Source organism: Enterobacter sp. N5-15, from assembly GCF_057221635.1.
The window spans coordinates 289,362-313,500 of sequence record NZ_CM170150.1 but is presented as its reverse complement, the minus strand read 5'-3'; the positions used below and the strand labels follow the sequence as shown (position 1 = coordinate 313,500).

The 24,139-nt window shown below is 56.9% G+C and carries 23 protein-coding genes; 7 read left to right on the top strand and 16 right to left on the bottom strand.

The features are described from left to right. Nucleotides 1-119 precede the first annotated feature (119 nt). From AC2TE5_RS01435 to ftsY, 5 genes are all read right to left on the bottom strand, one after another. Entirely contained in the window at nucleotides 120-1,385 is a 1,266-nt protein-coding gene (locus tag AC2TE5_RS01435; protein ID WP_023334144.1) for a 4-aminobutyrate--2-oxoglutarate transaminase, read from the bottom strand. A 136-nt stretch (nucleotides 1,386-1,521) separates the two neighbouring features. Then, on the bottom strand, nucleotides 1,522-2,379 hold the full coding sequence (gene rpoH, locus AC2TE5_RS01430; RefSeq protein ID WP_024906692.1) for an RNA polymerase sigma factor RpoH: 858 nt from the start codon (nucleotides 2,377-2,379) through the stop codon (nucleotides 1,522-1,524). A gap of 251 nt (nucleotides 2,380-2,630) precedes the next feature. Then, a complete protein-coding gene (gene ftsX / locus AC2TE5_RS01425) occupies nucleotides 2,631-3,686 on the bottom strand; it encodes a permease-like cell division protein FtsX (RefSeq protein ID WP_029741817.1) in 1,056 nt (351 codons plus the stop codon). Next, nucleotides 3,673-4,344, bottom strand: a complete 672-nt coding sequence (gene ftsE, locus AC2TE5_RS01420) for a cell division ATP-binding protein FtsE (protein ID WP_023310016.1) — start codon at nucleotides 4,342-4,344, stop codon at nucleotides 3,673-3,675. Before ftsE ends, ftsX begins: the two co-directional genes overlap by 14 nt. Before the next feature lie 2 nt (nucleotides 4,345-4,346). Then, nucleotides 4,347-5,807, bottom strand: coding sequence for a signal recognition particle-docking protein FtsY (gene ftsY, locus AC2TE5_RS01415; protein ID WP_213329702.1), 1,461 nt, complete (start codon nucleotides 5,805-5,807; stop codon nucleotides 4,347-4,349). 127 nt (nucleotides 5,808-5,934) lie between these two features. On the opposite strand from ftsY, the gene rsmD reads away from it, so the two are divergent. Together rsmD and AC2TE5_RS01405 are read left to right on the top strand one after the other, a co-directional pair. Beyond that, complete coding sequence (gene rsmD / locus AC2TE5_RS01410) at nucleotides 5,935-6,537, top strand: 16S rRNA (guanine(966)-N(2))-methyltransferase (RefSeq protein ID WP_213329704.1); 603 nt, start codon at nucleotides 5,935-5,937, stop codon at nucleotides 6,535-6,537. After that, entirely contained in the window at nucleotides 6,521-6,802 is a 282-nt protein-coding gene (locus AC2TE5_RS01405; RefSeq protein WP_010436509.1) for a DUF1145 family protein, read from the top strand. The genes rsmD and AC2TE5_RS01405 overlap by 17 nt, the downstream gene beginning before the upstream one ends. A gap of 60 nt (nucleotides 6,803-6,862) precedes the next feature. Here the strand turns inward: AC2TE5_RS01405 and AC2TE5_RS01400 are convergent, their stop codons facing one another. Beyond that, the gene (locus AC2TE5_RS01400; RefSeq protein WP_484612533.1) at nucleotides 6,863-7,219 is read right to left on the bottom strand and encodes a DUF2500 domain-containing protein; all 357 of its coding nucleotides are present in this window, start codon (nucleotides 7,217-7,219) and stop codon (nucleotides 6,863-6,865) included. 129 nt (nucleotides 7,220-7,348) lie between these two features. Between AC2TE5_RS01400 and AC2TE5_RS01395 the strand changes: the two genes are divergently transcribed. Both AC2TE5_RS01395 and zntA read left to right on the top strand, forming a co-directional pair. Continuing rightward, on the top strand, nucleotides 7,349-7,975 hold the full coding sequence (locus tag AC2TE5_RS01395) for a lysoplasmalogenase (protein WP_484612532.1): 627 nt from the start codon (nucleotides 7,349-7,351) through the stop codon (nucleotides 7,973-7,975). Nucleotides 7,976-8,051: 76 nt separating this feature from the next. After that, a complete protein-coding gene (gene zntA / locus AC2TE5_RS01390) occupies nucleotides 8,052-10,223 on the top strand; it encodes a Zn(II)/Cd(II)/Pb(II) translocating P-type ATPase ZntA (RefSeq protein WP_484612531.1) in 2,172 nt (723 codons plus the stop codon). Between the two features lie 88 nt (nucleotides 10,224-10,311). Here the strand turns inward: zntA and ubiA are convergent, their stop codons facing one another. The 5 genes from ubiA to malK form a co-directional block, all read right to left on the bottom strand. Further along, nucleotides 10,312-11,181, bottom strand: coding sequence for a 4-hydroxybenzoate octaprenyltransferase (gene ubiA, locus AC2TE5_RS01385; RefSeq protein WP_063145314.1), 870 nt, complete (start codon nucleotides 11,179-11,181; stop codon nucleotides 10,312-10,314). Between the two features lie 12 nt (nucleotides 11,182-11,193). Beyond that, entirely contained in the window at nucleotides 11,194-11,691 is a 498-nt protein-coding gene (gene ubiC, locus AC2TE5_RS01380; protein ID WP_023334136.1) for a chorismate lyase, read from the bottom strand. 180 nt (nucleotides 11,692-11,871) lie between these two features. Next, nucleotides 11,872-12,825 carry a maltose operon protein MalM gene (gene malM / locus AC2TE5_RS01375; RefSeq protein WP_213329712.1) on the bottom strand — a complete coding sequence of 318 codons (954 nt, stop codon included), beginning with the start codon at nucleotides 12,823-12,825 and terminating at the stop codon, nucleotides 11,872-11,874. A 114-nt stretch (nucleotides 12,826-12,939) separates the two neighbouring features. Then, nucleotides 12,940-14,295: a maltoporin gene (locus AC2TE5_RS01370; RefSeq protein ID WP_213329714.1), complete on the bottom strand. Its 1,356-nt coding sequence runs from the start codon at nucleotides 14,293-14,295 to the stop codon at nucleotides 12,940-12,942. Between the two features lie 71 nt (nucleotides 14,296-14,366). After that, entirely contained in the window at nucleotides 14,367-15,476 is a 1,110-nt protein-coding gene (gene malK, locus AC2TE5_RS01365; RefSeq protein ID WP_193941048.1) for a maltose/maltodextrin ABC transporter ATP-binding protein MalK, read from the bottom strand. Between the two features lie 370 nt (nucleotides 15,477-15,846). Here malK and malE point away from each other — a divergent pair, with 370 nt between their 5' ends. The 3 genes from malE (at nucleotide 15,847) to malG (ending at nucleotide 19,608) form a co-directional block, all read left to right on the top strand. Continuing rightward, nucleotides 15,847-17,037: a maltose/maltodextrin ABC transporter substrate-binding protein MalE gene (gene malE / locus AC2TE5_RS01360; protein WP_063145318.1), complete on the top strand. Its 1,191-nt coding sequence runs from the start codon at nucleotides 15,847-15,849 to the stop codon at nucleotides 17,035-17,037. 121 nt (nucleotides 17,038-17,158) lie between these two features. Then, entirely contained in the window at nucleotides 17,159-18,703 is a 1,545-nt protein-coding gene (gene malF / locus AC2TE5_RS01355; RefSeq protein ID WP_213329716.1) for a maltose ABC transporter permease MalF, read from the top strand. 14 nt (nucleotides 18,704-18,717) lie between these two features. Next, the gene (malG, locus tag AC2TE5_RS01350; protein WP_213329718.1) at nucleotides 18,718-19,608 is read left to right on the top strand and encodes a maltose ABC transporter permease MalG; all 891 of its coding nucleotides are present in this window, start codon (nucleotides 18,718-18,720) and stop codon (nucleotides 19,606-19,608) included. Between the two features lie 97 nt (nucleotides 19,609-19,705). On the opposite strand, the gene psiE is transcribed toward malG, so the two are convergent. The 5 genes from psiE to yjbE all read right to left on the bottom strand — a co-directional run bounded on the left by psiE (nucleotide 19,706) and on the right by yjbE (nucleotide 24,069). Continuing rightward, nucleotides 19,706-20,116: a phosphate-starvation-inducible protein PsiE gene (gene psiE, locus AC2TE5_RS01345; protein WP_000202963.1), complete on the bottom strand. Its 411-nt coding sequence runs from the start codon at nucleotides 20,114-20,116 to the stop codon at nucleotides 19,706-19,708. 178 nt (nucleotides 20,117-20,294) lie between these two features. Then, on the bottom strand, nucleotides 20,295-22,391 hold the full coding sequence (locus AC2TE5_RS01340; protein WP_484612530.1) for a YjbH domain-containing protein: 2,097 nt from the start codon (nucleotides 22,389-22,391) through the stop codon (nucleotides 20,295-20,297). Next, nucleotides 22,391-23,128: a capsule biosynthesis GfcC family protein gene (locus tag AC2TE5_RS01335; RefSeq protein ID WP_484612529.1), complete on the bottom strand. Its 738-nt coding sequence runs from the start codon at nucleotides 23,126-23,128 to the stop codon at nucleotides 22,391-22,393. The genes AC2TE5_RS01340 and AC2TE5_RS01335 overlap by 1 nt, the downstream gene beginning before the upstream one ends. Continuing rightward, nucleotides 23,125-23,763 carry a YjbF family lipoprotein gene (locus AC2TE5_RS01330; protein WP_407602339.1) on the bottom strand — a complete coding sequence of 213 codons (639 nt, stop codon included), beginning with the start codon at nucleotides 23,761-23,763 and terminating at the stop codon, nucleotides 23,125-23,127. The genes AC2TE5_RS01335 and AC2TE5_RS01330 overlap by 4 nt, the downstream gene beginning before the upstream one ends. Nucleotides 23,764-23,826: 63 nt before the next feature. Next, on the bottom strand, nucleotides 23,827-24,069 hold the full coding sequence (gene yjbE / locus AC2TE5_RS01325) for an exopolysaccharide production protein YjbE (RefSeq protein WP_008503423.1): 243 nt from the start codon (nucleotides 24,067-24,069) through the stop codon (nucleotides 23,827-23,829). Between the last annotated feature and the right edge of the window lie 70 nt (nucleotides 24,070-24,139).

The window sequence follows — 24,139 nt, the reverse complement described above, 5'->3', positions numbered from 1 at the left end:
CTGTCCGCGCTTTTTCAGCATACTCTGCTAAAACATACCCGATTTTTATGATTTTGGAATAGCTAATTTGAAATGAATATATGCCAGGCCCGGCTGGGATTTTCGCCGGGCATGTGGCTTTAACGTGTCAGCGACGCGGAGATAATGTCCAGCGCTTTACGGAACTGCGCTTCAGGGATAGTCAGCGGATAGAGGAAGCGAATGACGTTGCCGTAGACGCCGCAGCTCAGAAGAAGCAGCCCTTCCTGCAACGCGCGATCCTGGACCTGGCGGGTAAATTCCGGCGAAGGCTGACCCGTTTGCGGGTCGTTAAACTCCACGGCCACCATCGAGCCCTGCGCGCGAATGTCAGCGATATACGGGCAGTGTTCCTTCGCCTTGTTCAGCACTTCCACCAGGTGATGGCCAAGATGCGCCGAGCGCGTGCAGAGATCCTCTTCATCAATCACGTCGAGCACGGCATGCGCCGCCGCAATCGCCAGCGGGTTTCCGGCGTAGGTACCGCCCAGCCCGCCCGGCGCGGGTGCGTCCATCACCTCCGCACGGCCCGACACCGCAGAAAGCGGCATTCCGCCCGCCAGGCTTTTCGCCATGGTGATCAGATCGGGCTTCACGCAGTGGTGTTCCATCGAGAACAGCTTGCCGGTACGGGCAAAGCCGCTTTGTACCTCGTCGGCAATCAGCAAAATACCGTGGGTGTCGCACAGGGCGCGCAGCGCCTGCATAAAATCAGCTGGCGCAATGTTGAAACCGCCCTCTCCCTGAACCGGTTCGAGAATAATGGCCGCGACCTGGTCGGGGGCGATGTCCGCTTTAAAGATGCGTTCCAGGCTTTTCAACGCTTCCGCCGTGCTGACGCCGTGCAGTTCATTCGGATACTGCGCGTGATACACCGATCCGGGGAACGGGCCAAAGCCGAGCTTGTACGGCGCAACTTTGCCGGTCAGCGCCATGGTCATAAAGGTGCGCCCGTGGAACGCGCCGCCAAAGGTAATAAGGCCGGGACGTTTGGTGTACGCCCGGGCAATTTTGACCGCGTTTTCGACCGCCTCAGCTCCCGTGGAGAAGAACGCCGTTTTAGCCGGACCGTCAACGGGCACGCGCTGGTTGATGCGCTCTGCAAGCGCGACATAGCTTTCGTACGGCACGATCTGGTACGCCGTATGGGTAAACGCATGGAGTTGCTTTTCAATGGCGGAAATGACCTTTGGATGGCGATGGCCGGTATTCAGCACCGCGATCCCGGCGGCGAAGTCGATGTACTCGTTGCCTTCCACGTCCCACACCGTGGCGTTTTCAGCTTTATCGGCATAGAAGTTACACATCACGCCGATGCCGCGCGGCGTCGCCTGTAAACGCCGGTCGTTCAGTTCGTTATTTTTCACCCTGTCCCCCTGAGAAAGTCGCCTGCTTAGCGCATCAGTAAGTGTTTGCCAGGGGGAGGGAATTCGCCAGAGCGGGCGCTAAAAAAACAAAACCCCCGAATTTGCATTCGAGGGTTCTCGGTGTACTTCGCGGAAATTACGCTTCGATAGCGGCGCGAAGTTTTTTCATGGCGTTCTTTTCAAGCTGACGGACACGTTCCGCAGAAACGCCGTAGCGGTCGGCCAGCTCCTGCAGCGTGGACTTGTTGTCTTCGTCCAGCCAGCGGGCGCGGATAATATCCTGGCTACGTTCGTCGAGGCCTTCCATCGCATGGGTCAGCTTGTTCGCGGCCTGATCTTCCCAGTTATCCTCTTCGATGCCATCAGCAAAGTTAGAGGTTTTATCCTGCAGATACAGAACCGGTGCCATCGGCTGGCTGTCAGATGCGTCGTCGTCGGAGGACATATCAAAGGTCATGTCCTGCGCGGCCATACGGGATTCCATCTCACGCACGTCTTTGCTGGTTACGCCCAGCTCGCGCGCCACCATTTCCACTTCATCCTGGTTGAACCAGCCCAGACGCTGCTTGGTTTTACGCAGGTTAAAGAACAGCTTGCGCTGCGCTTTTGTCGTGGCGACTTTCACGATACGCCAGTTGCGCAGTACGTATTCGTGAATTTCTGCTTTGATCCAGTGCACGGCGAAGGAGACCAGTCGTACACCCACTTCCGGGTTGAAGCGACGTACAGCCTTCATCAGACCGATGTTACCTTCCTGAATCAAGTCCGCCTGCGGCAGGCCGTAGCCCGCATAATTACGAGCAACGTGAACAACAAAGCGCAGGTGAGACAGGATCAGCGTCTTAGCTGCTTCCAGATCGCCCTGGTAATGCAGCTTTTCAGCAAGCTCCTTTTCTTCCTCGGCCGTTAACATCGGCCAGGTGTTCGCAGCCCGGATATAAGATTCCAGGTTACCAACAGGGGCTAAAGCTAAAGTTTGCATTTCTTTGGTCATTCATTCCTCTCAATGTTTCTTCTGGTCCAGGTCGTCCCCGTCAGGCAACAACCATGCCAAAGCGTTTGAGCAACGAGATTAGCATTCACTCTTTTATCAGACAGTGATTTTATCCACAAGTTCCAGGTGCAACGGTGAATAAATTACGCACAAAATGTGACATGGAAATGATAACAGGGGGAGCGACAACAGGGACGCTTTCCCTGCAGAGCGAACATCTCGGTGCAGGGAAAGATTATATCACGCTTTTATTAGTCGGGAGTAAAGTGACGTAAATGTTGAACGGTTGCCAGCCAGGCTGCCACCCACCCAATCATCGAGCAAACCAGCAGCAGTAACAGGCACTCATCGAACCCTAAGCCGCTGATATCAAACTTCGTTCCGAAAACCTGCGCCACTTCAGTCACGGCAGACGAAAGCCGCATCACCAAAATTTCTGACAATATCAGTGAAAGAAATGCGCCGGAAAAACCGAGCAATGCGCCGCCGTAAAGGAACGGTCGGAGGATGAAGCCATCCGTCGCACCAATCAGTTTCTGCACGTTGATGGTATCGCGACGGGCAAAGATGCTCAGGCGCACGCTGTTACCGATGACGAGGAAGACCGCCGCCACCATCAGCACGCCAATCATCGCAGCGACGCGTCCTACCAGCCCGGTAAGGGCAGCAAGGCGCGCGAACCAGCTGTCGTCCATGCGCACTTCATCAATGCCCTTAATGCGCGTGATGCGATCGCGCAGGGTGTTAAGCGAATCGGTCCCCTGGAAATCCAGCTTCGGGATCACCACCGCCACGGCGGGCAGCGGGTTCTCTTCGAGCATATCCAGCGCGCCGCCAAAGCCAGACCAGTTACGGAATTCGCCCAGCGCGTCTTCACGTGAGAGATAGTTGACCTTCTCCACGCCCTGCTCGGCCTGGATTTGCCCAACCACCTGCGCCGCGGCGTTATCGTCGAGCGCTTTATCCATATAGACCGTGATCTGCGGCGACGGATAATACTGCGAAGCCGCCTGGTTGACGTTTTTATAGACCATATAGCAGACGCTTGGCAGCGTCAGGGAGATGGCAATCACCATCACCGTCAGGAACGTCGCCAGCGGTTTGCTTTTCAGGTCCTGCAGCGCGCCGTGGAAGGCGTAGCGTACCTGCTCGTTAAACACGTTGGTTTTACGGGAGGCCGGTTTTGGCGCGGCCTTCTGGCGCTTCGGCGCATTACGATTGCCGTCACCACCGCCCTGCGGCTTACGGAAACGGTCAAACCGGTTCCCGAACTGCCGAATCTGGTTCATTGCATCACGCTTGTTCACCGTGGCCTCCGTGCAAATGCCCGTCGCTCAGGGTCAGCATGCGGTACGAACGACGGGAAATGAGCCCAATGTCGTGCGTCGCCATCAATACCGTGACCCCTACGCGGTTGAATTCCTCAAACAGACGCAAAATCCCTTCGGACAGGGCATCGTCCAGGTTACCGGTTGGTTCATCCGCCAGCAGTACGGCAGGCTTGTTCACCACCGCACGGGCGATGCCCACGCGCTGCTGTTCACCGCCGGAAAGCTGGATCGGGAAGTTCTTCGCTTTGTCCAGCAGCCCGACCTTATCCAGCGCCGCAGAGACGCGACGGCGGATATCGTCATAGCTGGCGCCGGCAATAATCAGCGGAATGGCCACGTTATCGAAAACGGTGCGATCCATCAGCAGGTGGTGATCCTGGAAAATCATGCCGATCTGACGACGCAGGAACGGCACTTCGCGGTTTTTCAGGCGGCTGATCTCATGGCCGCCGAAAAAGATTTTCCCGGCGCTTGGCCTCTCGATCCCACAGATAAGCTTGAGCAGGGTACTTTTCCCCGCGCCGGAATGGCCGGTCAGGAATGCCATCTCGCCCGGCTGCAGGTGGAATGTCACCCCCTGCAGCGCTTGTCTCCCACCGAGATAGGCCTTGCTGACGTGTTCAAAGCGAATCATTGTTAGTCCTCTCGGGCAAATAATGCCTCAATAAAGTCGTCCGCTTTAAACGGACGCAAATCCTCAATACGCTCGCCCACACCGATGTAGCGGATAGGAATGCCGAACTGATCGGCCACGGAGAAGATCACCCCGCCTTTCGCGGTGCCGTCCAGCTTGGTCAGCGCGATCCCCGTCAGTCCTACCGCTTCATTGAACAGCTTCGCCTGACTGATGGCGTTCTGTCCGGTGCTGGCATCAATGGTCAGCATAATTTCATGCGGTGCGTCTTCGTCCAGCTTCTTCATGACGCGAACGATTTTCTTCAACTCTTCCATCAGGTGCGATTTGTTCTGCAAACGCCCTGCGGTATCGGCAATCAGCACGTCCACGTTGCGCGCCTTCGCCGCCTGGATGGCGTCAAAGATCACGGACGCGGAATCCGCGCCGGTATGCTGGGCAATCACCGGAATGTTGTTGCGCTGGCCCCAGACCTGCAGCTGCTCAACCGCTGCCGCACGGAAGGTATCGCCCGCCGCCAGCATCACCGATTTGCCCTGCTGCTCGAACTGACGCGCCAGCTTGCCGATGGTGGTGGTTTTACCCACGCCGTTCACGCCAACCATCAGAATAACAAATGGCGTTTTGCCTTCAATATTAAGCGGTTCGTCAACTTTTGCGAGAATTTCGCCCATCTCGTCTTTCAGCAGACCGTACAGCGCCTCGGCGTCGCGCAGCTGTTTGCGGCTCGCCCCTTCGGTCAGGTTGGCGATGATCTTACGGGTGGTTTCCACGCCGACGTCCGCAATCAGCAGTTGTTCTTCCAGCTCTTCAAACAGATCGTCGTCGATCTTCTTGCCGCGGAAAAGACTGATAAATCCGGAACCTAAGTTTTCTTTGGTTTTGAGCAGGCTGCGCTTCAGGCGCGCGAAGAAACCTTCTTTGGTCGGTTTTTCCTGCTCCTGAACGATCTCTTCTTCCGGTTCTTCTTCCACCGGCACGACGATGACCGCTTCTTCAGCCGCTTCCGCCGCCAGCGCCTGGGCTTCCAGCTCTTCGTCGGTCAGTTCAGGCTCGAGTGCCGCCTCTTCTTCCACCGCCTCAACAATTTCAACGGTTTCCGCTTCGGCCTGCCACTCTTCGGCAGACACCTCTTCGACTTTCACCTCTTCCGGCAGCGGCAGCTCTTCGTGCTCGATTACGGCCTGCGGCGCTTCGGCAACGGTCTCAATGACAACCGGCTCTGGCTTCTCGCTCTCCTGAACCTGTTCAGTGACCTCAACCACCTCTTCTGCAAAGGATTCAATCTCTTCTTTGCTGTGCGCCGTTTCTTCCGCTTCGACTACCGCGGCGGTTTCTACAGGCGTTTCAGGCTGCGACTGCTCTTCAACGGCTTGTTGCTCTTCGGTTTTCTGTTCTGTTTCTTGCTCTTTTTCACCGAAGCCCAGCCAGGAAAAGAAGCCACGTTTTTTTTGTTTTGCCATCTGCGACTACACTCCTCGCGGCGCTATATACATGGAAGCTAAAAAAATGATGAAATAGTCTAACACTTTACTTAATTGACATCACCGCCCGCAATCGCAGGCCAATTGTTAACAGAGCTTTCCTGAGATGAAGAAACCCAACCGCGCCCCGGCCGGTCAAATTCGTATTATCGGCGGTCAGTGGCGAGGCCGGAAATTACCGGTGCCGGACAGCCCCGGTTTACGCCCTACTACCGACCGCGTGCGCGAGACGCTGTTTAACTGGCTGGCCCCGTCAATGGTAGACGCCCACTGCCTGGACTGCTTCGCCGGAAGCGGCGCGCTCGGGCTGGAAGCGCTGTCGCGCTATGCCGCCAGCGCCACGCTGCTGGAGATGGAGCGCGGCGTGGCGCAGACGCTGCAGCAAAATCTGGCGACGCTGAAGGCGGGCAACGCCAAAGTCGTGAACACCAACACGCTGAGTTTTCTTGCGCAGAAAGGCACGCCGCATAACGTGGTATTTGTCGACCCGCCGTTCCGCAAGGGGCTGCTGGAAGAGACGCTATCCCTGCTGGAGCAAAATGGCTGGCTGGCGGATGACGCGCTAATTTACGTTGAAAGCGAAGTGGAAAACGGTTTGCCGCCGGTTCCCACTCACTGGGATCTGCACCGTGAAAAAGTCGCGGGTCAGGTTGCTTATCGTCTGTATCACCGTCAGGCACAAGGAGGATCCAATGCCGGTACTGATTAACCTGGGACGTTTGCTGATGCTGGGCGTCTGGGCGTTCTTGATTCTGAATCTGGTGCACCCGTTCCCGCGCCCGATGAACATTTTCGTTAACGTGGCGCTGATTTTCACGTCGTTTATGCACGCCCTGCAGATGGTGATGCTGAAAAACGGCCTGCCGAAAGACGGCCCGCAGATGACGGGCTGGCAGCAGCTGCGCGTGTTTATTTTCGGCGTGTTTGAGCTGCTGGTGTGGATGAAAAAGTTTAAGGCGCAGGTGAAGAAGTAAGGTGCGGCCTGATGCCCTCACCCTAACCCTCTCCCCGTGGGAGAGGGGACTGTTCGTGCATTATTCCGTCCTGAACCCCTCAAACCGCGACCCTTTGTAGCTCAACGTCCCTTTCTCCCCCACCGTCAGCTGATGATACTGCTGCGCCTCCAGGCGGAAGGTCATCTCCAGGCCGCCCGTTTCCGGCTTAAAGCTCGCTTCATAGCGCATGCTGGTTCCCGCAGGCGTCACCTGCTGCTGGCGCGAGCGGCGGTCGTTGAGGGGTTTCTCACGCTTGTTCGTCACCACCACGCGCTTTTGTATCAGCGGCGCGGCATCGTTATCCGCCTTCTCGCGGCGCTGCTGAACGAAACGGAACGAGGCGGCAATAACGATAATCGCCACCACGATAATGAAAAAAAGCGGCATCTTGCTCATTCTAAAATCCCATAAGATTATGCGGAATTCAGGATACATTGCCTGTACCGCCATTGCCAAACGCCCGCCCGCGTCACTACACTGGATCAGAAACTGATTATTCAGACTTAACAGATACAGGGAGTTAATATGCTTTGGTCATTTATCGCTGTCTGTTTTTCCGCATGGCTTTATGTCGATGCGTCGTACCGCGGTCCCGCCTGGCAGCGCTGGTTGTTTAAACCGGTCACGCTGTTGCTGCTGCTGCTGCTGGCCTGGCAAGCGCCGATGTTTAACGCCGTCAGCTATCTGGTGCTCGCCGGGCTGTGTGCGTCCCTGATAGGCGATGCGCTGACCCTGCTCCCCCGCCAGCGTCTGCTCTATGCCGTGGGCGCGTTCTTCCTGTCGCATCTGCTCTATACCATCTACTTTGCCAGCCAGATGACGCTCTCCTTCTTCTGGCCGCTGCCGCTGGTGCTGCTGGTGATTGGCGCACTGCTGATTGCGGTGATCTGGTCACGTCTGGAAGAGATGTGTTTGCCGGTCTGTACCTTTATCGCCATGACGCTGGTGATGGTGTGGCTGGCGGGCGAGCTGTGGTTCTTCCGCCCGACCGCTCCGGCGATGTCCGCGTTCTTCGGTGCCGCGCTGCTGCTGATCGGGAATGTCGTCTGGCTGGGCAGCCACTATCGCCGCCGCTTCCGGGCGGATAACGCGATTGCCGCCGCCTGCTACTTTGCCGGGCATTTCCTGATTGTGCGTTCGCTGTATATCTAAATAGCGCTTGACTCTGGAGTCGACTCCAGAGTGTATGCTGCGGTTAATGAGAAAATTATCATTGCCGGAGACTGCCATGTCGACTCCAGAAATACCTAAAAAAGTACCTCAATTCTCGGCACTTAAGCTCAGCCCGGCTCCGTCGAAAGACGACTGCTGCTGCGAAGGCGTGTGCGAAACGCCAACTCAACCCCTTCCTGAAAGCGGCAACCGCTTCAGCTGGGTCGTCAACGGCATGGACTGCGCGGCCTGCGCGCGCAAAGTGGAAAACGCGGTGATGCAGGTACCGGGCGTGAGTCACGTTCAGGTGCTGTTCGCCACCGAAAAGCTGCTGGTTAGCGCCGATAACGACATCAGCAAGCAGGTTGAAGCCGCCGTCAGCAAGGCGGGCTATACCCTGCGTAGCGAAACGGCGCCCGTTGAAAAAGCCTCTTCCCTGAAAGAAAACCTGCCGCTCATTACCCTCATCATCATGATGGCCCTGAGCTGGGGGCTGGAACAGATTAACCATCCGTTCGGCAATCTGGCGTTTATCGCCACCACGCTGGTCGGGCTGTTCCCGATTGCCCGTCAGGCGCTGCGCCTGATGAAAAGCGGCAGCTGGTTTGCCATCGAAACGCTGATGAGCGTGGCGGCAATCGGCGCGCTGTTCATTGGCGCGACGGCGGAAGCGGCGATGGTGCTGCTGCTGTTCTTAATCGGCGAACGTCTTGAAGGCTGGGCGGCGAGCCGGGCGCGTAAAGGGGTCAGCGCGCTGATGGCGCTGAAGCCGGAAACCGCCACTCGCGTAATAAACGGCACGCGTGAAACGGTCGCCATCACTACGCTGCGCCCGGGCGACGTGATTGAAGTCGCCGCGGGTGGTCGTTTACCCGCCGATGGTGCGCTTGTTACCGCCACCGCCAGCTTCGACGAGAGCGCCCTGACCGGGGAATCCATTCCGGTAGAGCGTGCCGCGGGTGAAAAAGTGCCTGCTGGCGCCACCAGCGTCGACCGTCTGGTGCAGCTCACCGTGCTTTCCGAGCCGGGCGACAGCGCCATCGACCGTATCCTGAAGCTGATTGAAGAGGCAGAGGAGCGCCGCGCGCCGGTCGAACGCTTTATCGATCGCTTCAGCCGGATTTATACCCCTGCCATCATGCTGGTTGCCCTGCTGGTCACCGTCGTCCCGCCGCTGTTCTTTGGCGCGCCGTGGGAGGGCTGGATTTATAAAGGGCTGACGCTGCTGCTGATTGGCTGCCCGTGCGCGCTGGTGATCTCCACCCCGGCGGCGATTACCTCCGGGCTGGCGGCTGCGGCACGTCGCGGGGCGCTGATTAAGGGCGGCGCGGCGCTGGAGCAGCTGAGCCAGGTCCAGCATATCGCCTTCGATAAAACCGGTACGTTAACCGTCGGCAAGCCGCAGGTGACCGGCGTTTATCCGCAGGAAATCAGTGAAGATGAGCTGCTTACGCTGGCCGCCGCCGTTGAGCAGGGGTCCACTCACCCGCTGGCGCAGGCGATTGTGCGTGAAGCGCAGTCGCGCGGGCTGAACATCCCCCCGGCAACCGCCCAACGGGCGCTGGTCGGGTCAGGGATTGAGGCCACCGTTGACGATAAAAAGGTGCTGATTGTCGCGGCGGGCAAGTCTTCTCATCCAGAGGTTGAGGCGTTAGAACAGACCGGACAAACCGTCGTGGTCGTCCTGCAGGACGGCGTCACGAAAGGGATGCTGGCGCTGCGCGATACCCTGCGCGATGACGCCAAAGAAGCCGTGGCGGCGCTGCATCAGCTAGGCGTGCAGGGCGTTATACTCACCGGTGATAACCCTCGCGCGGCGGCAGCGATTGCGGGTGAGCTGGGGCTGGAGTTTAAAGCTGAATTATTGCCCGCGGATAAGGTCAGCGCGGTAACTGAGCTGAACGCTCACGCGCCGCTGGCGATGGTCGGTGACGGGATTAACGATGCCCCGGCGATGAAAGCGTCCACCATTGGTATTGCGATGGGCAGCGGCACCGACGTGGCGCTGGAAACGGCCGACGCGGCATTGACGCACAACCGCCTGACCGGGCTGGCGCAGATGATTAGCCTGGCGCGGGCGACGCGGGCCAATATCCGTCAAAACATCGGTATCGCGCTCGGGCTGAAAGGGATTTTCCTGGTGACGACTCTGCTCGGCATGACCGGATTGTGGCTGGCGGTGCTGGCGGATACCGGAGCAACGGTGCTGGTGACGGCGAACGCGCTTCGGCTGCTGCGTCGCCGGTAAAAAAGCCGGGTGGCGGCTACGCCTTACCCGGCCTACAATTCGGCACGACACGTAGGCCCGGTAAGCGTCAGCGCCACCGGGCTATTTTTCAGGAGAAATAGCTCATCGCCAGGCCTAAAAACAGCACCAGACCGACGTAGTTGTTGTTCATAAACGCTTTAAAGCAGGCGTCGCGCTCACGCTTAGCAATCAGCTTTTGCTGATAAGCAAACAGCAGCCCCGCCACCAGCACGGACCAGTAAAACTCCCAGTTCAGCCCGTTCAGGCGACCAATCGCGACCATCAGCGCCAGTACCGCGACCTGCAGGATACCGATAATCAGCTTGTCCTGACGACCAAAGAGGATGGCGGTTGATTTGATGCCAATTTTCAGGTCATCGTCGCGGTCTACCATCGCGTATTGCGTGTCATACGCCACCGCCCAGAGAATGTTCGCCAGGAACATCAGCCAGCAGCTGAGCGGTAAGGACTCACTAACCGCCGCAAACGCCATCGGAATCGACCAGCCAAACGCCGCGCCCAGCACCACCTGAGGCAGGTGGGTATAGCGCTTCATAAACGGATACACCCAAGCCAACGCCAGCGCCGCTACGGAAAGCAGAATGGTCATGGTGTTGAGGGTTAACACCAGCAGGAAAGAGAGCAGCACCAGAACAATGAACAGCACGCGGGCTTCTTTCCCGGTGACCTGTCCGCTGGGTAATGGACGACCGGCAGTACGCTTAACATGGCCGTCGAATTTACGATCGGCATAGTCATTCACCACGCAGCCCGCCGCGCGCATCAGCCAGACGCCGGCAACGAATACGCCCAGGATCCACAGCGGCGGCACGCCCGGTGTGGCAAGCCACAGCGCCCACAGGGTCGGCCACAATAGCAGTAACGCGCCAATCGGTTTATCGGTACGCATTAAGCGGTGATACGCCAACAGCTTATTCTGCGTCAGGCTCCACTCCATTTTTTCTTCCTCTTAGTACAACGGTGATGCCGGTAAAAAAAGCTCCGTCAGAATTAACGGCTTACCGCTCAGGCGAAGGCGGGAACGACGCCCCCAGAGTTCGGCATCACGACCAATCTCAATAAAATCTCGGGTAAGCTCAGACGAGGTGAAAAGGTAACGCCCCAGCGGCGTTTTCCCCAGACGCTGCAGCGCCAGTTCTGGCCCGGAAAGGGTGGACTCGGGCACCACCGTCCGCCCGGCAAGCCATGGCTCACCGTCAGCACAGAGTAAAATTTCGCGCAGCCAGTAACGTGGCTCCTGCGGCAGCAGCGGCAGCTCGCTGGCGATCTCATCGCCAGAAACAAACCCTTCCTGAATCAGGGTCACCGTGACCGTTTTACCCTGTTGCTCAAAACGTTTCGTCATGGAATCTTCCAGCAACAGCCAGTCAAGCTGCTGCGGATCAAGCGCAGGTATTTGGTCGAAATAGCGCAGCGCACGCAGTTGCGTTAGCGCAGGGTGTGACATGCCAGACTCTCCGATACATAACGTAATGGCATTGTATCGCAGAAACACGGATTGAGGGGGGCCAAACGTTATTTAACGATCACGATCGCAACATGGGCGCAACAGCCTGGCAGATACGAAAAAAAGTGCGCCCACTCAGGCGCACCAAACTACTAACAAATCAGCACTGTGGGGAAACGGTTACCCCTTGCCTTTTACACTGCTGATAAAGGTGGAACGGGCAGTGGTTGAACCTAAACGTTCGGCTTCATCAAGCAATTTCAGCGCTTTATCGACATCGCCGCGCTTCACCGCCTGCTTAATGGCGTTGTTGAAGTACTCTTCGGTGTCGTTCAGTACCGGTTTGGATGGCTTCGCTGGAGCCGGGGCAGCGGCTGGTGCGGCTACTGGCGCAGCGGCGACAGGCGCGGCATAGGCTGGTGCAGCCGTGTTACCGACGGTTACCGGACCCGGACCAGACGAACCAAACAGTGGGCCAACCAGTACGCTGGAAGCGCTATTGGTGGAGACTTTTAACTTCACCAGACCATCCGTTGCGTGGCGGGCAATAGGATCAGGAATATCCGGTACCGCGTTGCCGGTACCTTTCGCATACGCTTTTGCAGGGTCAACTAAGGTGGTTTTTTGTTGTAAATCTTTCTCAGTAGTAAATACCAGCACGTAGATTTTTTGCTGACCCAGAGCCGGGGTCAGACGCATCACGCCTTGCAGGCGGTCAGCACTCATTACGCCGGGCTCCTGGTAGGTAAAGTACTCGCTCGGGAAGAATGCTGATGGCGTCATGTTTTGATCGAGGATCAGCACATTCGGCGCAAATACGCTGGTCTGTTTATTCACTTCGCTGGTTAGCGTTAACGTAAGCTCACCGATATTGGCCGGGACACTATAAGCCGCAACGGGACCCGTGATACCGGGCACATTCAGCTGCTGCCCACCAGTTGAAAGCTGTGTGGATTGCGTTTTGGATTGATCAACCGGTATCCAGGTCAGTTGCTGCAGCGCCGCCGCCGGAACTGAAGGCGCCGTAGTTGTATTCTGAGGAACAAAATTTACTTCTGCGAATGTCAGAGCCGGCACACTGGCCAGCAGCCCCGCAGAGAGGCACAGCGCGACGAGACTTTTCTTCATTTTCATTGTTATTACCTCTGATAGCGTGAGGACTGCGGTGGCCAGGCAATAGCGCGCAGTACCCTAAGGAGAGAGGGGCTTACGCCCCTCTTTTCAGGTCATTACGTCAGGTATTGCGAATTACCACCAGATTTCCATCTGGGCACCGAAGCTCCACTCATCAGTGTCACCGCGGCCAAGGCCTGCAGTCTGCATACCGAAGTTGGAGTTGTAGTTGGAGCTTGTGGAGATCGGGCTACCGGCGGTGTCGTAACCCCACTTCTCATCCCACTTGGCGTAGGTTGCGAAGACACGGATTGCCGGACGAGACCAGATGCTGTCGCCAGCCTGCCACTGTTGAGCCAGAGTGATTTTGTACTGGTTGTTAGTTTCGTCAGTTTTCTGAGATTTGACGTTGTCGTAGCCCACTTCCAGCAGGGTACTCATGATTGGCGTCCATTTGTACATAGGACGCACGCCGACGGTCCACCATTTGGTGCCGTTGTTGTTATCCCAGTCGATATCCTGGTACATACCGACGTACATCAGATCCCAGTTGTCGGCCAGGGAAATTGCACCGTGGTCGAGGATACGCAGCAGGCTACCGTTGTTGTTGATGCCATAACCGTAGAGTTTGCCGTCGGTATCGTCCTTACCAAGACCAATGCTAGCCCCCTGGTTCAGACCTTTACCCTGAGAGGTCATGGAGTCCGTTGCATACTGAACAACAAATTTGTTATAGCCTTTCAGCATGCTCTGGGTATGTTCTGCGGTGAACATCCAACCATCTTTCGATGCTTTTGGCTGCAGGTAGTAGTTATCGTTAACGTTGGTGTGACCGTAGTCGACACCCAGTTCCAATGTACCGCCTGGGTTGACTTCCATCTGAGCTAAACGCACGTCAAACACGTCGTTGGCAGTGTCGGTGGTGTAGTCACGGACGCTGTTGCTGGCGAAGGTTGAAGAACCGCCAGCTTCAGTGGAGCGGCTGGCTGCCAGAGAGAGCTTACCGAAGCCCAGATCGATGTTTTCGATACCGGCACCAGGACCTGAAATATCCCAGTAGTAGAAGTCGATCATGTGAACGTCATGACGCTGATAGAAGCGCTTACCGGCCCAGATGGTGGAGCCTGGCAGCCATTCAATCAGGTTTTTACCCTGCACGTTAGCTTCACGGAACGCCGGGTCAGTCGCTTCCCAGTCGTTCTGCTGCGCAACGGAATACGCGACGTTGGTGTCGAAATAGAAGCTCTTATCGCCTTCTTTCCACACTTCCTGACCCAGTTTCAATTCCGCATAGGTTTCACATTCGTTACCAAGACGGTATTTACTTTGAGCACCCGTTGCCTGGAAGCACTGCTGAGCACCGCCACTCCCGGTCCAGCCAATGCCGGAACGAGCATAACCTTTAAAGTCCACGGCGCCTGCCTGGGCAGACAGGATGCCTGCCGCAACGGCGATTGCCAGAGGGACTTGTTTGCGCAGAGTAATCATCATTCTATCTCCTGAGATCATTGCTTTTCTTTGAACACTTCACCTGTCGGTTTCGTGTCTTCTTTTGGGATTGCTTAAACGCCTGGCTCTTTGTGCAACCGACGACATGCAGTGCCATCCTCACGGAACAGATGGCAACGCTCTGGCGGCAAGCCGATAGCGAATGTGGCACCCTCTTCTACCAACACCACGTCATTCTGGCGGTAGACCAGGTTCTGACGGATGGCGGGGATCTGGATATGAATCTGTGTTTCGTGACCAAGCTGTTCGACGACCTGAACGTCACCTTCCAGAGTCACATCGGCGATGTGGCTCGGCAGCAGGTGCTCAGGACGAATACCGAGGGACATGTTTGCCCCGACCTGTACGTTGGCGCTGTCGACCGGCAGCCAGATCTGCTGGCGGTTTGGCAGCTCCACCTGTACCTGTTCAATGGCTGTCGCGGTCACTTTGACGGGCAGGAAGTTCATCTTTGGCGAGCCAATAAAGCCCGCAACAAAGCGGTCTGCCGGGTAGTGGTACAGCTCCAGCGGTTTACCCACCTGCGCCACGCGGCCGGCATCCAGCACCACGATTTTGTCGGCGAGGGTCATTGCCTCCACCTGATCGTGGGTGACGTAAATCATCGTGCGCCCAAGACGCTTGTGCAGACGGGAGATTTCAATACGCATCTGGACGCGCAGGGCGGCATCCAGGTTAGAGAGAGGTTCATCAAGCAGGAACACGCGCGGTTCGGCCACCAGCGTACGGCCAATCGCCACACGCTGACGCTGACCACCGGAAAGCGCTTTTGGCTTACGCTCCAGCAGGTGCGCCAGCTGTAACACTTCCGCCACCTGCGTCACGCGCTGGTTAATGACCTCTTTCTTCGCGCCGGCCAGCTTCAGGCCAAAGGACATGTTTTCGGCAACGGAAAGGTGTGGATAGAGTGCATAAGACTGGAACACCATGCCTACGCCACGTTCGGCAGGCGGGATGTCATTCATTCGGGTATCACCAATCAGCAGGTCGCCGCTGGTGATGGTTTCAAGACCGGCAATCATACGCAGCAGAGTAGATTTACCACAGCCTGATGGGCCAACAAACACCACGAATTCGCCTTCGTTGATGTCCAGATTGATGTCTTTCGACACCACAACGTCACCCCAGGCTTTCGTTACATTACGCAGCTGTACGCTCGCCATGCCCTTCTCCCTTCGTTACAACCTGTCACCGACAGAAACATTCAAGATAAGTTCACTATGGGGTATCCATTACTTTCCCGAATCCTCCACCCCCCGCCTTTTTTATGGGGGAGGAGGCGGGAGGATGAGAGAGCAGGCTCTGCGACCGCTGTGGGAGGGCTGAGGCAAAATTCGTGAAGCCGCCTGCAAATTTCGGTGGGTGTTTATGTGCGCCAGCACTCATAACTTAAATTTATGCAACGGAGATCACACAAACGGGGGGTGGGGCGTAGGGGTTGGGAGGATGGAAAGAGGATGTCAAATAAGGAGACTGAGACACGTTGAACCACTGAAGTCATACCATGAGACATCACCAAAAAGGATGGCAGCTATGAATATCAAGACTGGCGCACGCGTTTTCGCATTGTCCGCCCTCGCAGCAATGACGATTTCCGCACCGGCGCTCGCCAAAATTGAAGAAGGCAAACTGGTTATCTGGATTAACGGCGACAAGGGCTATAACGGCCTGGCCGAAGTGGGCAAAAAATTCGAGAAAGACACCGGTATCAAAGTTACCGTAGAACACCCGGACAAGCTGGAAGAGAAATTCCCGCAGGTTGCAGCAACCGGCGACGGCCCGGACATCATCTTCTGGGCGCATGACCGTTTCGGGGGCTACGCGCAGTCTGGCCTGCTGGCAGAAGTAACGCCAGATAAAGCCTTCCAGGACAAGCTGTTCCCGTTCACCTGGGACGCCGTTCGCTATAACGGCAAGCTGATCGCTTACCCTATCGCGGTTGAAGCCCTGTCTCTGATTTACAACAAAGACCTGGTACCAAACCCACCGAAAACCTGGGAAGAGATCCCGAAACTGGATAAAGAGCTGAAGGCGAAAGGTAAATCCGCCCTGATGTTCAACCTGCAAGAGCCGTACTTCACCTGGCCACTGATTGCTGCCGACGGCGGCTACGCGTTCAAGTTTGAAAACGGCAAATATGACGTGAAAGACGTGGGCGTGGACAACGCGGGCGCGAAAGCGGGTCTGACCTTCCTGGTCGATCTGATCAAGAACAAACACATGAACGCGGATACCGACTACTCCATCGCGGAAGCGGCGTTCAACAAAGGCGAAACCGCGATGACCATCAACGGTCCGTGGGCCTGGACCAACATCGACAAGAGCAAAATCAACTACGGCGTGACCCTGCTGCCAACCTTCAAAGGTAAGCCGTCTAAACCGTTCGTTGGCGTGCTGAGCGCGGGCATCAACGCTGCCAGCCCGAACAAAGAGCTGGCGAAAGAGTTCCTGGAAAACTACCTGCTGACCGATCAGGGTCTGGATGAAGTGAACAAGGATAAACCGCTGGGCGCCGTTGCGCTGAAATCCTTCCAGGATCATCTGGCGAAGGACCCACGTATCGCGGCCACCATGGATAACGCCCAGAAAGGCGAAATCATGCCGAACATCCCACAGATGGCAGCGTTCTGGTACGCCACGCGTACCGCGGTCATCAACGCTGCAAGCGGTCGTCAGACTGTCGATGCCGCGCTGAAGGATGCTCAGGGTCGTATTACTAAGTAAGTCTGAAAAACGGCGGGTGGCGCATGCGCTTACCCGCCCTACGGCTACGGCACGATCCGTAGGTCAGGTAAGCGCAGCGCCACCTGACGATAAGTTTCCACCGTTGTAGAGGAAGAACCCCATGGATGTCATTAAAAAGAAGCACTGGTGGCAAAGCGACGCGCTGAAGTGGTCAGCGATCGGTCTGCTGTGTCTGCTGGTGGGTTACCTTGTTGTTTTAATGTACGTACAAGGGGAATATCTGTTTGCCATCATGACGCTGATTTTAAGCTCTGCTGGCCTGTATATTTTCGCTAATCGTAAAGCCTATGCCTGGCGCTATGTCTACCCGGGCGTGGCCGGGATGGGGCTGTTTGTCCTGTTCCCGCTGATTTGTACCATCGCCATTGCGTTCACTAACTACAGCAGCACCAACCAGCTTGCGCAGGAACGCGCGCAGCAGGTCCTGCTGGATCGCTCATATCAGGCAGGCAAGACCTTTAACTTCGGCCTGTATCCTGCCGGTAACGAGTGGAAGTTAGCGCTTACTGACGAATCAAGCAGCAAATACTATGTCTCCGACGCGTTCAAGTTTGGCGGCGAGCAGAAGCTGGCCTTAAAAGAGGCACAGGCCCTGCCTGAAGGTGAACGTGCCAACCTGCGCGTTATTACCCAGAACCGTCAGGCGCTGACCCAGCTCACCGCCGTGCTGCCAGACGAAAGCAAAGTGACCATGAGCTCGCTGCGCCAGTTCTCCGGCACGCAGCCGCTGTACACTCTGGCGAACGACGGCACGCTGACCAACAACCAGAGCGGCGTAAAATATCGTCCGAATAACGACATTGGTTTCTATCAGTCCATTACTGCCGACGGCAAATGGGGTGATGACAAGCTCAGCCCAGGCTATACCGTCACCATTGGCTGGGACAACTTTACCCGCGTGTTTACCGACGAAGGCATTCAGAAACCGTTCTTCGCCATCTTCGTCTGGACGGTGGTCTTCTCGGTGCTGACGGTGATCCTGACCGTCGCCGTGGGCATGGTGCTGGCCTGTCTGGTCCAGTGGGAATCCCTTAAGGGCAAAGCGATTTACCGCGTCCTGCTGATTCTGCCGTACGCCGTACCGTCGTTTATCTCGATTCTGATTTTCAAAGGGCTGTTTAACCAGAGCTTCGGTGAAATCAACATGATGCTGAGCGCCCTGTTCGGCATCAAACCGGCCTGGTTCAGCGACCCGACCACCGCCCGCTCGATGATTATCATCGTGAACACCTGGCTCGGTTATCCGTACATGATGATCCTGTGCATGGGCCTGCTGAAGGCTATCCCGGACGATCTGTATGAAGCCTCGGCGATGGACGGCGCGGGCCCGTTCCAGAACTTCTTCAAGATTACGCTGCCGCTGCTCATTAAGCCGCTGACGCCGCTGATGATTGCCAGCTTCGCCTTTAACTTTAACAACTTCGTGCTGATTCAGCTGTTGACCAACGGCGGCCCGGACCGCCTTGGCACCACGACGCCAGCAGGCTATACCGACCTGCTCGTGAGCTACACCTACCGTATCGCCTTCGAAGGCGGCGGCGGTCAGGACTTCGGTCTGGCGGCGGCGATTGCCACCCTGATCTTCCTGCTGGTAGGCGCCCTGGCGATTGTGAACCTGAAAGCCACACGTATGAAATTCGACTAAGGAGGGCATCGATCATGGCAATGGTACAACCCAAATCTCAGAAACTGCGCCTCCTGGCGACGCACTTAGGCCTGCTGATTTTCATCGCGGCGATCATGTTCCCGCTGCTGATGGTTATCGCCATCTCCCTGCGTTCGGGTAACTTCGCCACCGGGAGCCTGATCCCGGACGAAATCTCCTGGGAGCACTGGAAGCTCGCGCTGGGCTTCAGCGTGGAACATGCCGATGGCCGCATCACGCCGCCGCCGTTCCCGGTGCTGCTGTGGCTGTGGAACTCGGTGAAAATCGCAGGCATTACCGCGATCGGCATCGTGACGCTCTCCACTACCTGCGCCTACGCCTTCGCCCGCATGCGCTTCCCGGGCAAAGCGACGCTGCTGAAAGGGATGCTGATTTTCCAGATGTTCCCGGCCGTGCTGTCGCTGGTGGCGTTGTATGCCTTGTTTGACCGTCTGGGCCAGTACGTACCCTTTATCGGTCTGAACACCCACGGCGGCGTGATCTTCGCCTATCTTGGCGGTATCGCACTGCATGTATGGACCATTAAAGGCTATTTCGAAACCATCGACGGCTCGCTGGAAGAAGCGGCCGCGCTGGATGGCGCAACCCCGTGGCAGGCGTTCCGCCTGGTGCTGCTGCCGCTGTCGGTGCCTATCCTGGCGGTGGTGTTTATTCTGTCGTTTATCGCTGCGATCACCGAAGTACCGGTTGCCTCACTGTTACTGCGTGATGTGAACAGCTACACCCTGGCCGTAGGTATGCAGCAATACCTCAACCCGCAAAACTACCTGTGGGGCGACTTTGCCGCGGCGGCCGTACTTTCTGCCATCCCAATCACCGTGGTGTTCCTGCTGGCGCAGCGCTGGCTGGTCAACGGCCTGACGGCGGGCGGTGTGAAAGGTTAAGTTTCATTTTGTTATGCCACTGCAACCCTCAACTTTAGACGTATTGTATTGACCCAACTTGTGACTGTTGTTAGGCGGCCTCCGGGCCGCCATTTTTTTATTCGCGTTTCAGCCGCTTCGAATTGCACAGCCAGAGCGTAATGACCAGCAGCAGGATCGCCGCCGAGTAGATCAGCACGTCGAGCGGGGATTTATGATCGACGATGATCAGCCGCACAATCGCGGTGATCCCGATGTAGACAAAATAACGCAGCGGGAAGTGAAAGCCGGACTGAAAGTACTTCACAATCAGGGCGATAAATTCAAAGTAGAGAAAGTAGACCACCAGGCCTTCCACCAGCGCATATTTGCTGGTTTGTTCAGGGGCGAACAGTACATCCGCCAGATGCACCGTCTCTTTGCCGAGAAAGACGACCAGTATCAGGCCAAGGCTCAACAGACCGAGGTTCAACACGGTCTGGAGGATAGTTGAGATAAACTCAACGCGCGGGCGAGTCAGGGATGTCATACAGCACCTCATTCTCCAGGGCGAGGTTCCTGTATAACGCAAAAATGTGACGGGGATCTATATTTTTTGTTTATGTTTTGTCCGCATGAGCATTCTTGCCGGGCGGCACTGCGTTTGCCCGGCCTACAAAAAACCTATCGTAGGCCCGGTAAGCGCAGCGCCACCGGGCAAAAAAGCATCAGCGGAAGTTAATGTTCTTATCGCTCGTCATGTCATACAGCTGGAACTTGCGTCCAAGCTGCTGACCCCCGTCACGCGTCAGCGGCGTCCAGCCCACTGCCGCGCGGCTGCGGGTAGGGCCTGACGAGAACAGATCCAGCGGAATGGACACGTAAACTCCTTTGGTGAAGTCCCCTTCCCCATATTCGTCCGGCGAGACGTTGGTGATGGTGGCGTAGCCGCCCACCACGACGCCGCTGTCGAAGTGTTTAGAGATGTCCAGGGTGCCGCCCTTATCGCCCGCCAGGTACTGGCCGACGCTGGCTTTCACCAGCACGTCAGGGGCGAACGACGGCGTCCAGTAGGCGGTCAGATGGCCCGTTTTGACGCTGTAGTCGGTGAATTTCATCATGTCCTGCGCGCTGCGCCAGTCACGCTGTTTCACGTAGTTGGCATCAACCCCGAACGCCCAGTTGCTGTCGACAGGACGATAAAGCACTTCCGCCCCCGCGCCGCCGTACATGGTTTCCAGATATCCGCCGTACACCTGGCCGTAGAAGCCGTTGCCGAAGTACTGGAAGTAGTTGGCCTGCAGGTTATTCACGTAGGCATCGTTCTGCACGTATTCACGCACGCGGGTACGCACGCGCGGCAGCGTCGAGTCTTTTGGCGGGTTGGTGTAGTTGAATTTGTCGTAGTTGTTGGCGATGTTGCCGAACAGGCTGCCGGTGGTCAGCAGATGGTCGGTGACCCACAGATCCGCCGTTGCCATCACGCCCAGCTGATACATGTAGAAGTTTTCAGGCCCGCCGACGGACTGGTTCAGCACCGGATCGATATGGAAATCGAAGCGCGATTTATCGATATACCAGCCCTGCTCGGTGGTGTCCGGCACCACGGGCTCGATGCGTTTTTGTACCAGCTCGGTTTCATGCCCGAGCGGCTCGCCTTCAAGATGGCGCTTGAGGCTGGCAACGTCCGTTTCGGTTGTGACCTGCGGCAGGTTGAGGCGGTTTTCCGTCACGCGGATCGTGCGGATCCCCTCCGGCAGATCGTTCATAACGATCCGGTTGGCGCGTTCGATCCCTTCGCGCGAGTCGCGGTATTTCACCTGCTCGCCGGTGACGTAAAGCGTATCGCCCCTGGTCTGAATCTTCGGATCCGCCAGGCCGGCATTGTATTTCAGCAGCGTCAGCTGGTTTGCCACCACGGAGTGCTGCAGAATCGCATCCTGCGGCTCCGGCTGGTATGCAGGGCGCGCGTTATCATTGTAGTGCGGCCGCATGTCGTTAAAGTTAGTGCGCAGCGTGAAGCCAAACATCACCGTATTGCCGCGCTCGTAGCTGAGGTTAACGTCGGCCCAGTCGGTGACGCGATAAATGGCGCCGACGTTAAACTTGCTCTTCTGCTCAATCTTCCCGGCGAAGTCGTGCGAGTAGTCATTCCCTTCATACTCGAGCTTCAGGCGCAATGGCTGCCAGGGCGTTTGATACTCCACACCGCCGAACAGCGAGGCGGGGCCGTGGAACATCTGGTCACCGTTGATGGAACCGGCTTTTTTGTAGCTGTTATCGCGATAGCAGTATTTGTCGCTGTAGGAGCAGAACGGGTTTTTCACGTTACCGCTGGTGCCCAGATAACCCCACCCCAGGCCGAGCGAGAAGTCGAACGGGCCCCAGGCTTTGCTGGCCACGATGTATTCCGCATCGAACAGACCTGTACCACCGATATCTTTGGCACCCACGGACACCTGCGGCATCCAGTAGCTCTCTTCCCACAGGCGCAGCTTGACGTCGAAGGCTTTATCTTTGTAGGTCTGATCGCCGGAGAACGCCTCAACGCTGCTGTATTGTTTCGTACGCACGTCGGTATAGCGCAGCGTGGTTTCAAGCCACGGGAACAACTGCACCGACGCCGAGTAGTAGCGATACTGGTCGTTATCACGGTAGTTAAGGCTAATTTCCCCTTCGCGCGCCATACGCGCGGTGGGCGTTTGCAGTAAACCGACGCCGCCGAAGTCTGACTGAGACGGGCCAATGGGTGCCGGATACGTTTCTGCATGGCAGGCAGCACTCACGCAGAGCGCCAGCATGCTGTAGAGATAAGTTCTTTTCATTATTCCGGTATCCGCTGAATCAGGGAGTGAAGGATATCGGCGTTAAGCCCGTCATACGCCTTCGTCCAGAAATGGTCGGCAAAACCGACAAAAATGATGCTGCCCGGCATAGGTTCGATATGCCGTTTATTCCAGTAAGCGACGGGGGCTTTTTGTATGTGCCCATCAGGGTAAACCACCCAGGCGTAGCTGTTATCGGCACCGCTCAGCAGGCTCTGCTCGTCGAGGTAGCTCACCACGTCACGACCGGGCGTAAAGGGCTTGTTACCCGGGCTGCTGATAAGCCCCATCACGGTCACCGTCGTCGGCTTCACCGGCAGCCAGAGCGTATACTCCCCTTCAAGCGTGGGGTTGCCCTTTTCCGTGACGCGCACTTTATCTGGATCAAGATTCACTATCTGACGGCCCGTCACCTTCAGCGCCTGCAGCTGCTGGCGAACGCTGTTAATGGCCGCCGCGTCGTCGCCATCTTCCTGCTCCGCTAACCCCGTCAGCCTGGCCAGGAGCGCCTTGTGCTGTTGTTCCGCTTCAGCGGTCTTCTGCCGTTCAGCGATTACTGCCCCCGGCCACCAGCTGTTGGCGAGCCTTGGCTGTCCGACGAGATCGATCAGATGCTCGGCGTGGGTTAAGGTTTTGGGTTTTTCACTGTCAGGCGTGTAGACATTTACCGTCCCTGCGGACCATGCCAGCGGCGCGGCAAGGCTGGCGAGAAGCGCAACGTGGATGAGCGTTTTCATGATTTCGCCGCCTTGATCAGGGTGGTTTTCACCGGGAAGAATCCGGCACCGAGATACTGCAGGGACTGGCGGATCTGCCCTTCCTCGTCGATCCAGAAGCGGTTGTGCCAGGTGGCCTGGTCGGTGGTGACTTCTTCATCCAGCACGCGAACATGAGTTTCATCGCTGCCGACTTTCACGCTGTCCGTGCCGTCCCAGCGGAAGGTCGAGCGTGCCGTGGCGTAGCGCACCTGCTTATGTTCGGTCCAGCCCATCGTGCGCGTCCAGCTTGCGCCGTCGGCGATCTGGTTCGGCTCGATCAGCGGATCGGCAGCGATATTATTCACTTCCAGCAGGTTGTCGCCGCCCAACAGGGTTTTCACGATACGGCCATGCTGCGTCACGATGGTGGCCTGATCCTGCGTCACCCATTTCTGCTGCCCGTTTTCATCGAAAGCGAGCACCACAAACAGCTGCGGGCCATCGTTAAGCTGCATGTACTGACTGGCATAGGGCATGTTTTGAAGTTCGTCATCGGTCAGATGTACGCCCGGTGTGCCGAACATGCTTTCCCACAGTGAGTTTCCCAGCCCTTTAGTGGTGGCCGAGCACGCCTGCAGCAGCAGGCAAATCAGAATGATTGCAGGTCGCTTCACGACTCTTCTCCGAAGGGGCGAAATAACCACACCGAAGTGTGGTTATGATTAAAACACCCGCTATTACTGGGTGCTGGTTGTCGTGGTGGTCGTGGTTCCGGTATTGGAGCCATCACCGCCACCGGTTGCCGCCAGCGCGACACCCACGGCTGAACTTACGGTGCTGGCGCTGGCTGCGGTAGAACTTCCCGCAGACGCAGACGTCGCAGCCGAACCTGCCGCTTCCCCGACCTGAACCGGAGCTGCATAAACAGATGTCGCCGCAAGCGCAGATATGGCAAAAATGCCATACAGTACTTTCTTCATAACAATTTCCCTTCAATGAATGAATGGAGATTTGCCCGAAAAGAATTTCAGGCGGAATCGAGTATACACA

Excerpts from the sequence above, each read along its gene's own strand:
- rpoH (WP_024906692.1), bottom strand. The coding sequence starts at position 2,379 with ATGACCAAAGAAATGCAAACTTTAGCTTTAGCCCCTGTTGGTAACCTG.
- ftsE (WP_023310016.1), bottom strand. The coding sequence starts at position 4,344 with ATGATTCGCTTTGAACACGTCAGCAAGGCCTATCTCGGTGGGAGACAA.
- ftsY (WP_213329702.1), bottom strand. The coding sequence starts at position 5,807 with ATGGCAAAACAAAAAAAACGTGGCTTCTTTTCCTGGCTGGGCTTCGGT.
- rsmD (WP_213329704.1), top strand. The coding sequence starts at position 5,935 with ATGAAGAAACCCAACCGCGCCCCGGCCGGTCAAATTCGTATTATCGGC.
- AC2TE5_RS01405 (WP_010436509.1), top strand. The coding sequence starts at position 6,521 with ATGCCGGTACTGATTAACCTGGGACGTTTGCTGATGCTGGGCGTCTGG.
- AC2TE5_RS01400 (WP_484612533.1), bottom strand. The coding sequence starts at position 7,219 with ATGAGCAAGATGCCGCTTTTTTTCATTATCGTGGTGGCGATTATCGTT.
- AC2TE5_RS01395 (WP_484612532.1), top strand. The coding sequence starts at position 7,349 with ATGCTTTGGTCATTTATCGCTGTCTGTTTTTCCGCATGGCTTTATGTC.
- zntA (WP_484612531.1), top strand. The coding sequence starts at position 8,052 with ATGTCGACTCCAGAAATACCTAAAAAAGTACCTCAATTCTCGGCACTT.
- ubiA (WP_063145314.1), bottom strand. The coding sequence starts at position 11,181 with ATGGAGTGGAGCCTGACGCAGAATAAGCTGTTGGCGTATCACCGCTTA.
- ubiC (WP_023334136.1), bottom strand. The coding sequence starts at position 11,691 with ATGTCACACCCTGCGCTAACGCAACTGCGTGCGCTGCGCTATTTCGAC.
- malM (WP_213329712.1), bottom strand. The coding sequence starts at position 12,825 with ATGAAAATGAAGAAAAGTCTCGTCGCGCTGTGCCTCTCTGCGGGGCTG.
- AC2TE5_RS01370 (WP_213329714.1), bottom strand. The coding sequence starts at position 14,295 with ATGATGATTACTCTGCGCAAACAAGTCCCTCTGGCAATCGCCGTTGCG.
- malK (WP_193941048.1), bottom strand. The coding sequence starts at position 15,476 with ATGGCGAGCGTACAGCTGCGTAATGTAACGAAAGCCTGGGGTGACGTT.
- malE (WP_063145318.1), top strand. The coding sequence starts at position 15,847 with ATGAATATCAAGACTGGCGCACGCGTTTTCGCATTGTCCGCCCTCGCA.
- malF (WP_213329716.1), top strand. The coding sequence starts at position 17,159 with ATGGATGTCATTAAAAAGAAGCACTGGTGGCAAAGCGACGCGCTGAAG.
- malG (WP_213329718.1), top strand. The coding sequence starts at position 18,718 with ATGGCAATGGTACAACCCAAATCTCAGAAACTGCGCCTCCTGGCGACG.
- psiE (WP_000202963.1), bottom strand. The coding sequence starts at position 20,116 with ATGACATCCCTGACTCGCCCGCGCGTTGAGTTTATCTCAACTATCCTC.
- AC2TE5_RS01340 (WP_484612530.1), bottom strand. The coding sequence starts at position 22,391 with ATGAAAAGAACTTATCTCTACAGCATGCTGGCGCTCTGCGTGAGTGCT.
- AC2TE5_RS01335 (WP_484612529.1), bottom strand. The coding sequence starts at position 23,128 with ATGAAAACGCTCATCCACGTTGCGCTTCTCGCCAGCCTTGCCGCGCCG.
- yjbE (WP_008503423.1), bottom strand. The coding sequence starts at position 24,069 with ATGAAGAAAGTACTGTATGGCATTTTTGCCATATCTGCGCTTGCGGCG.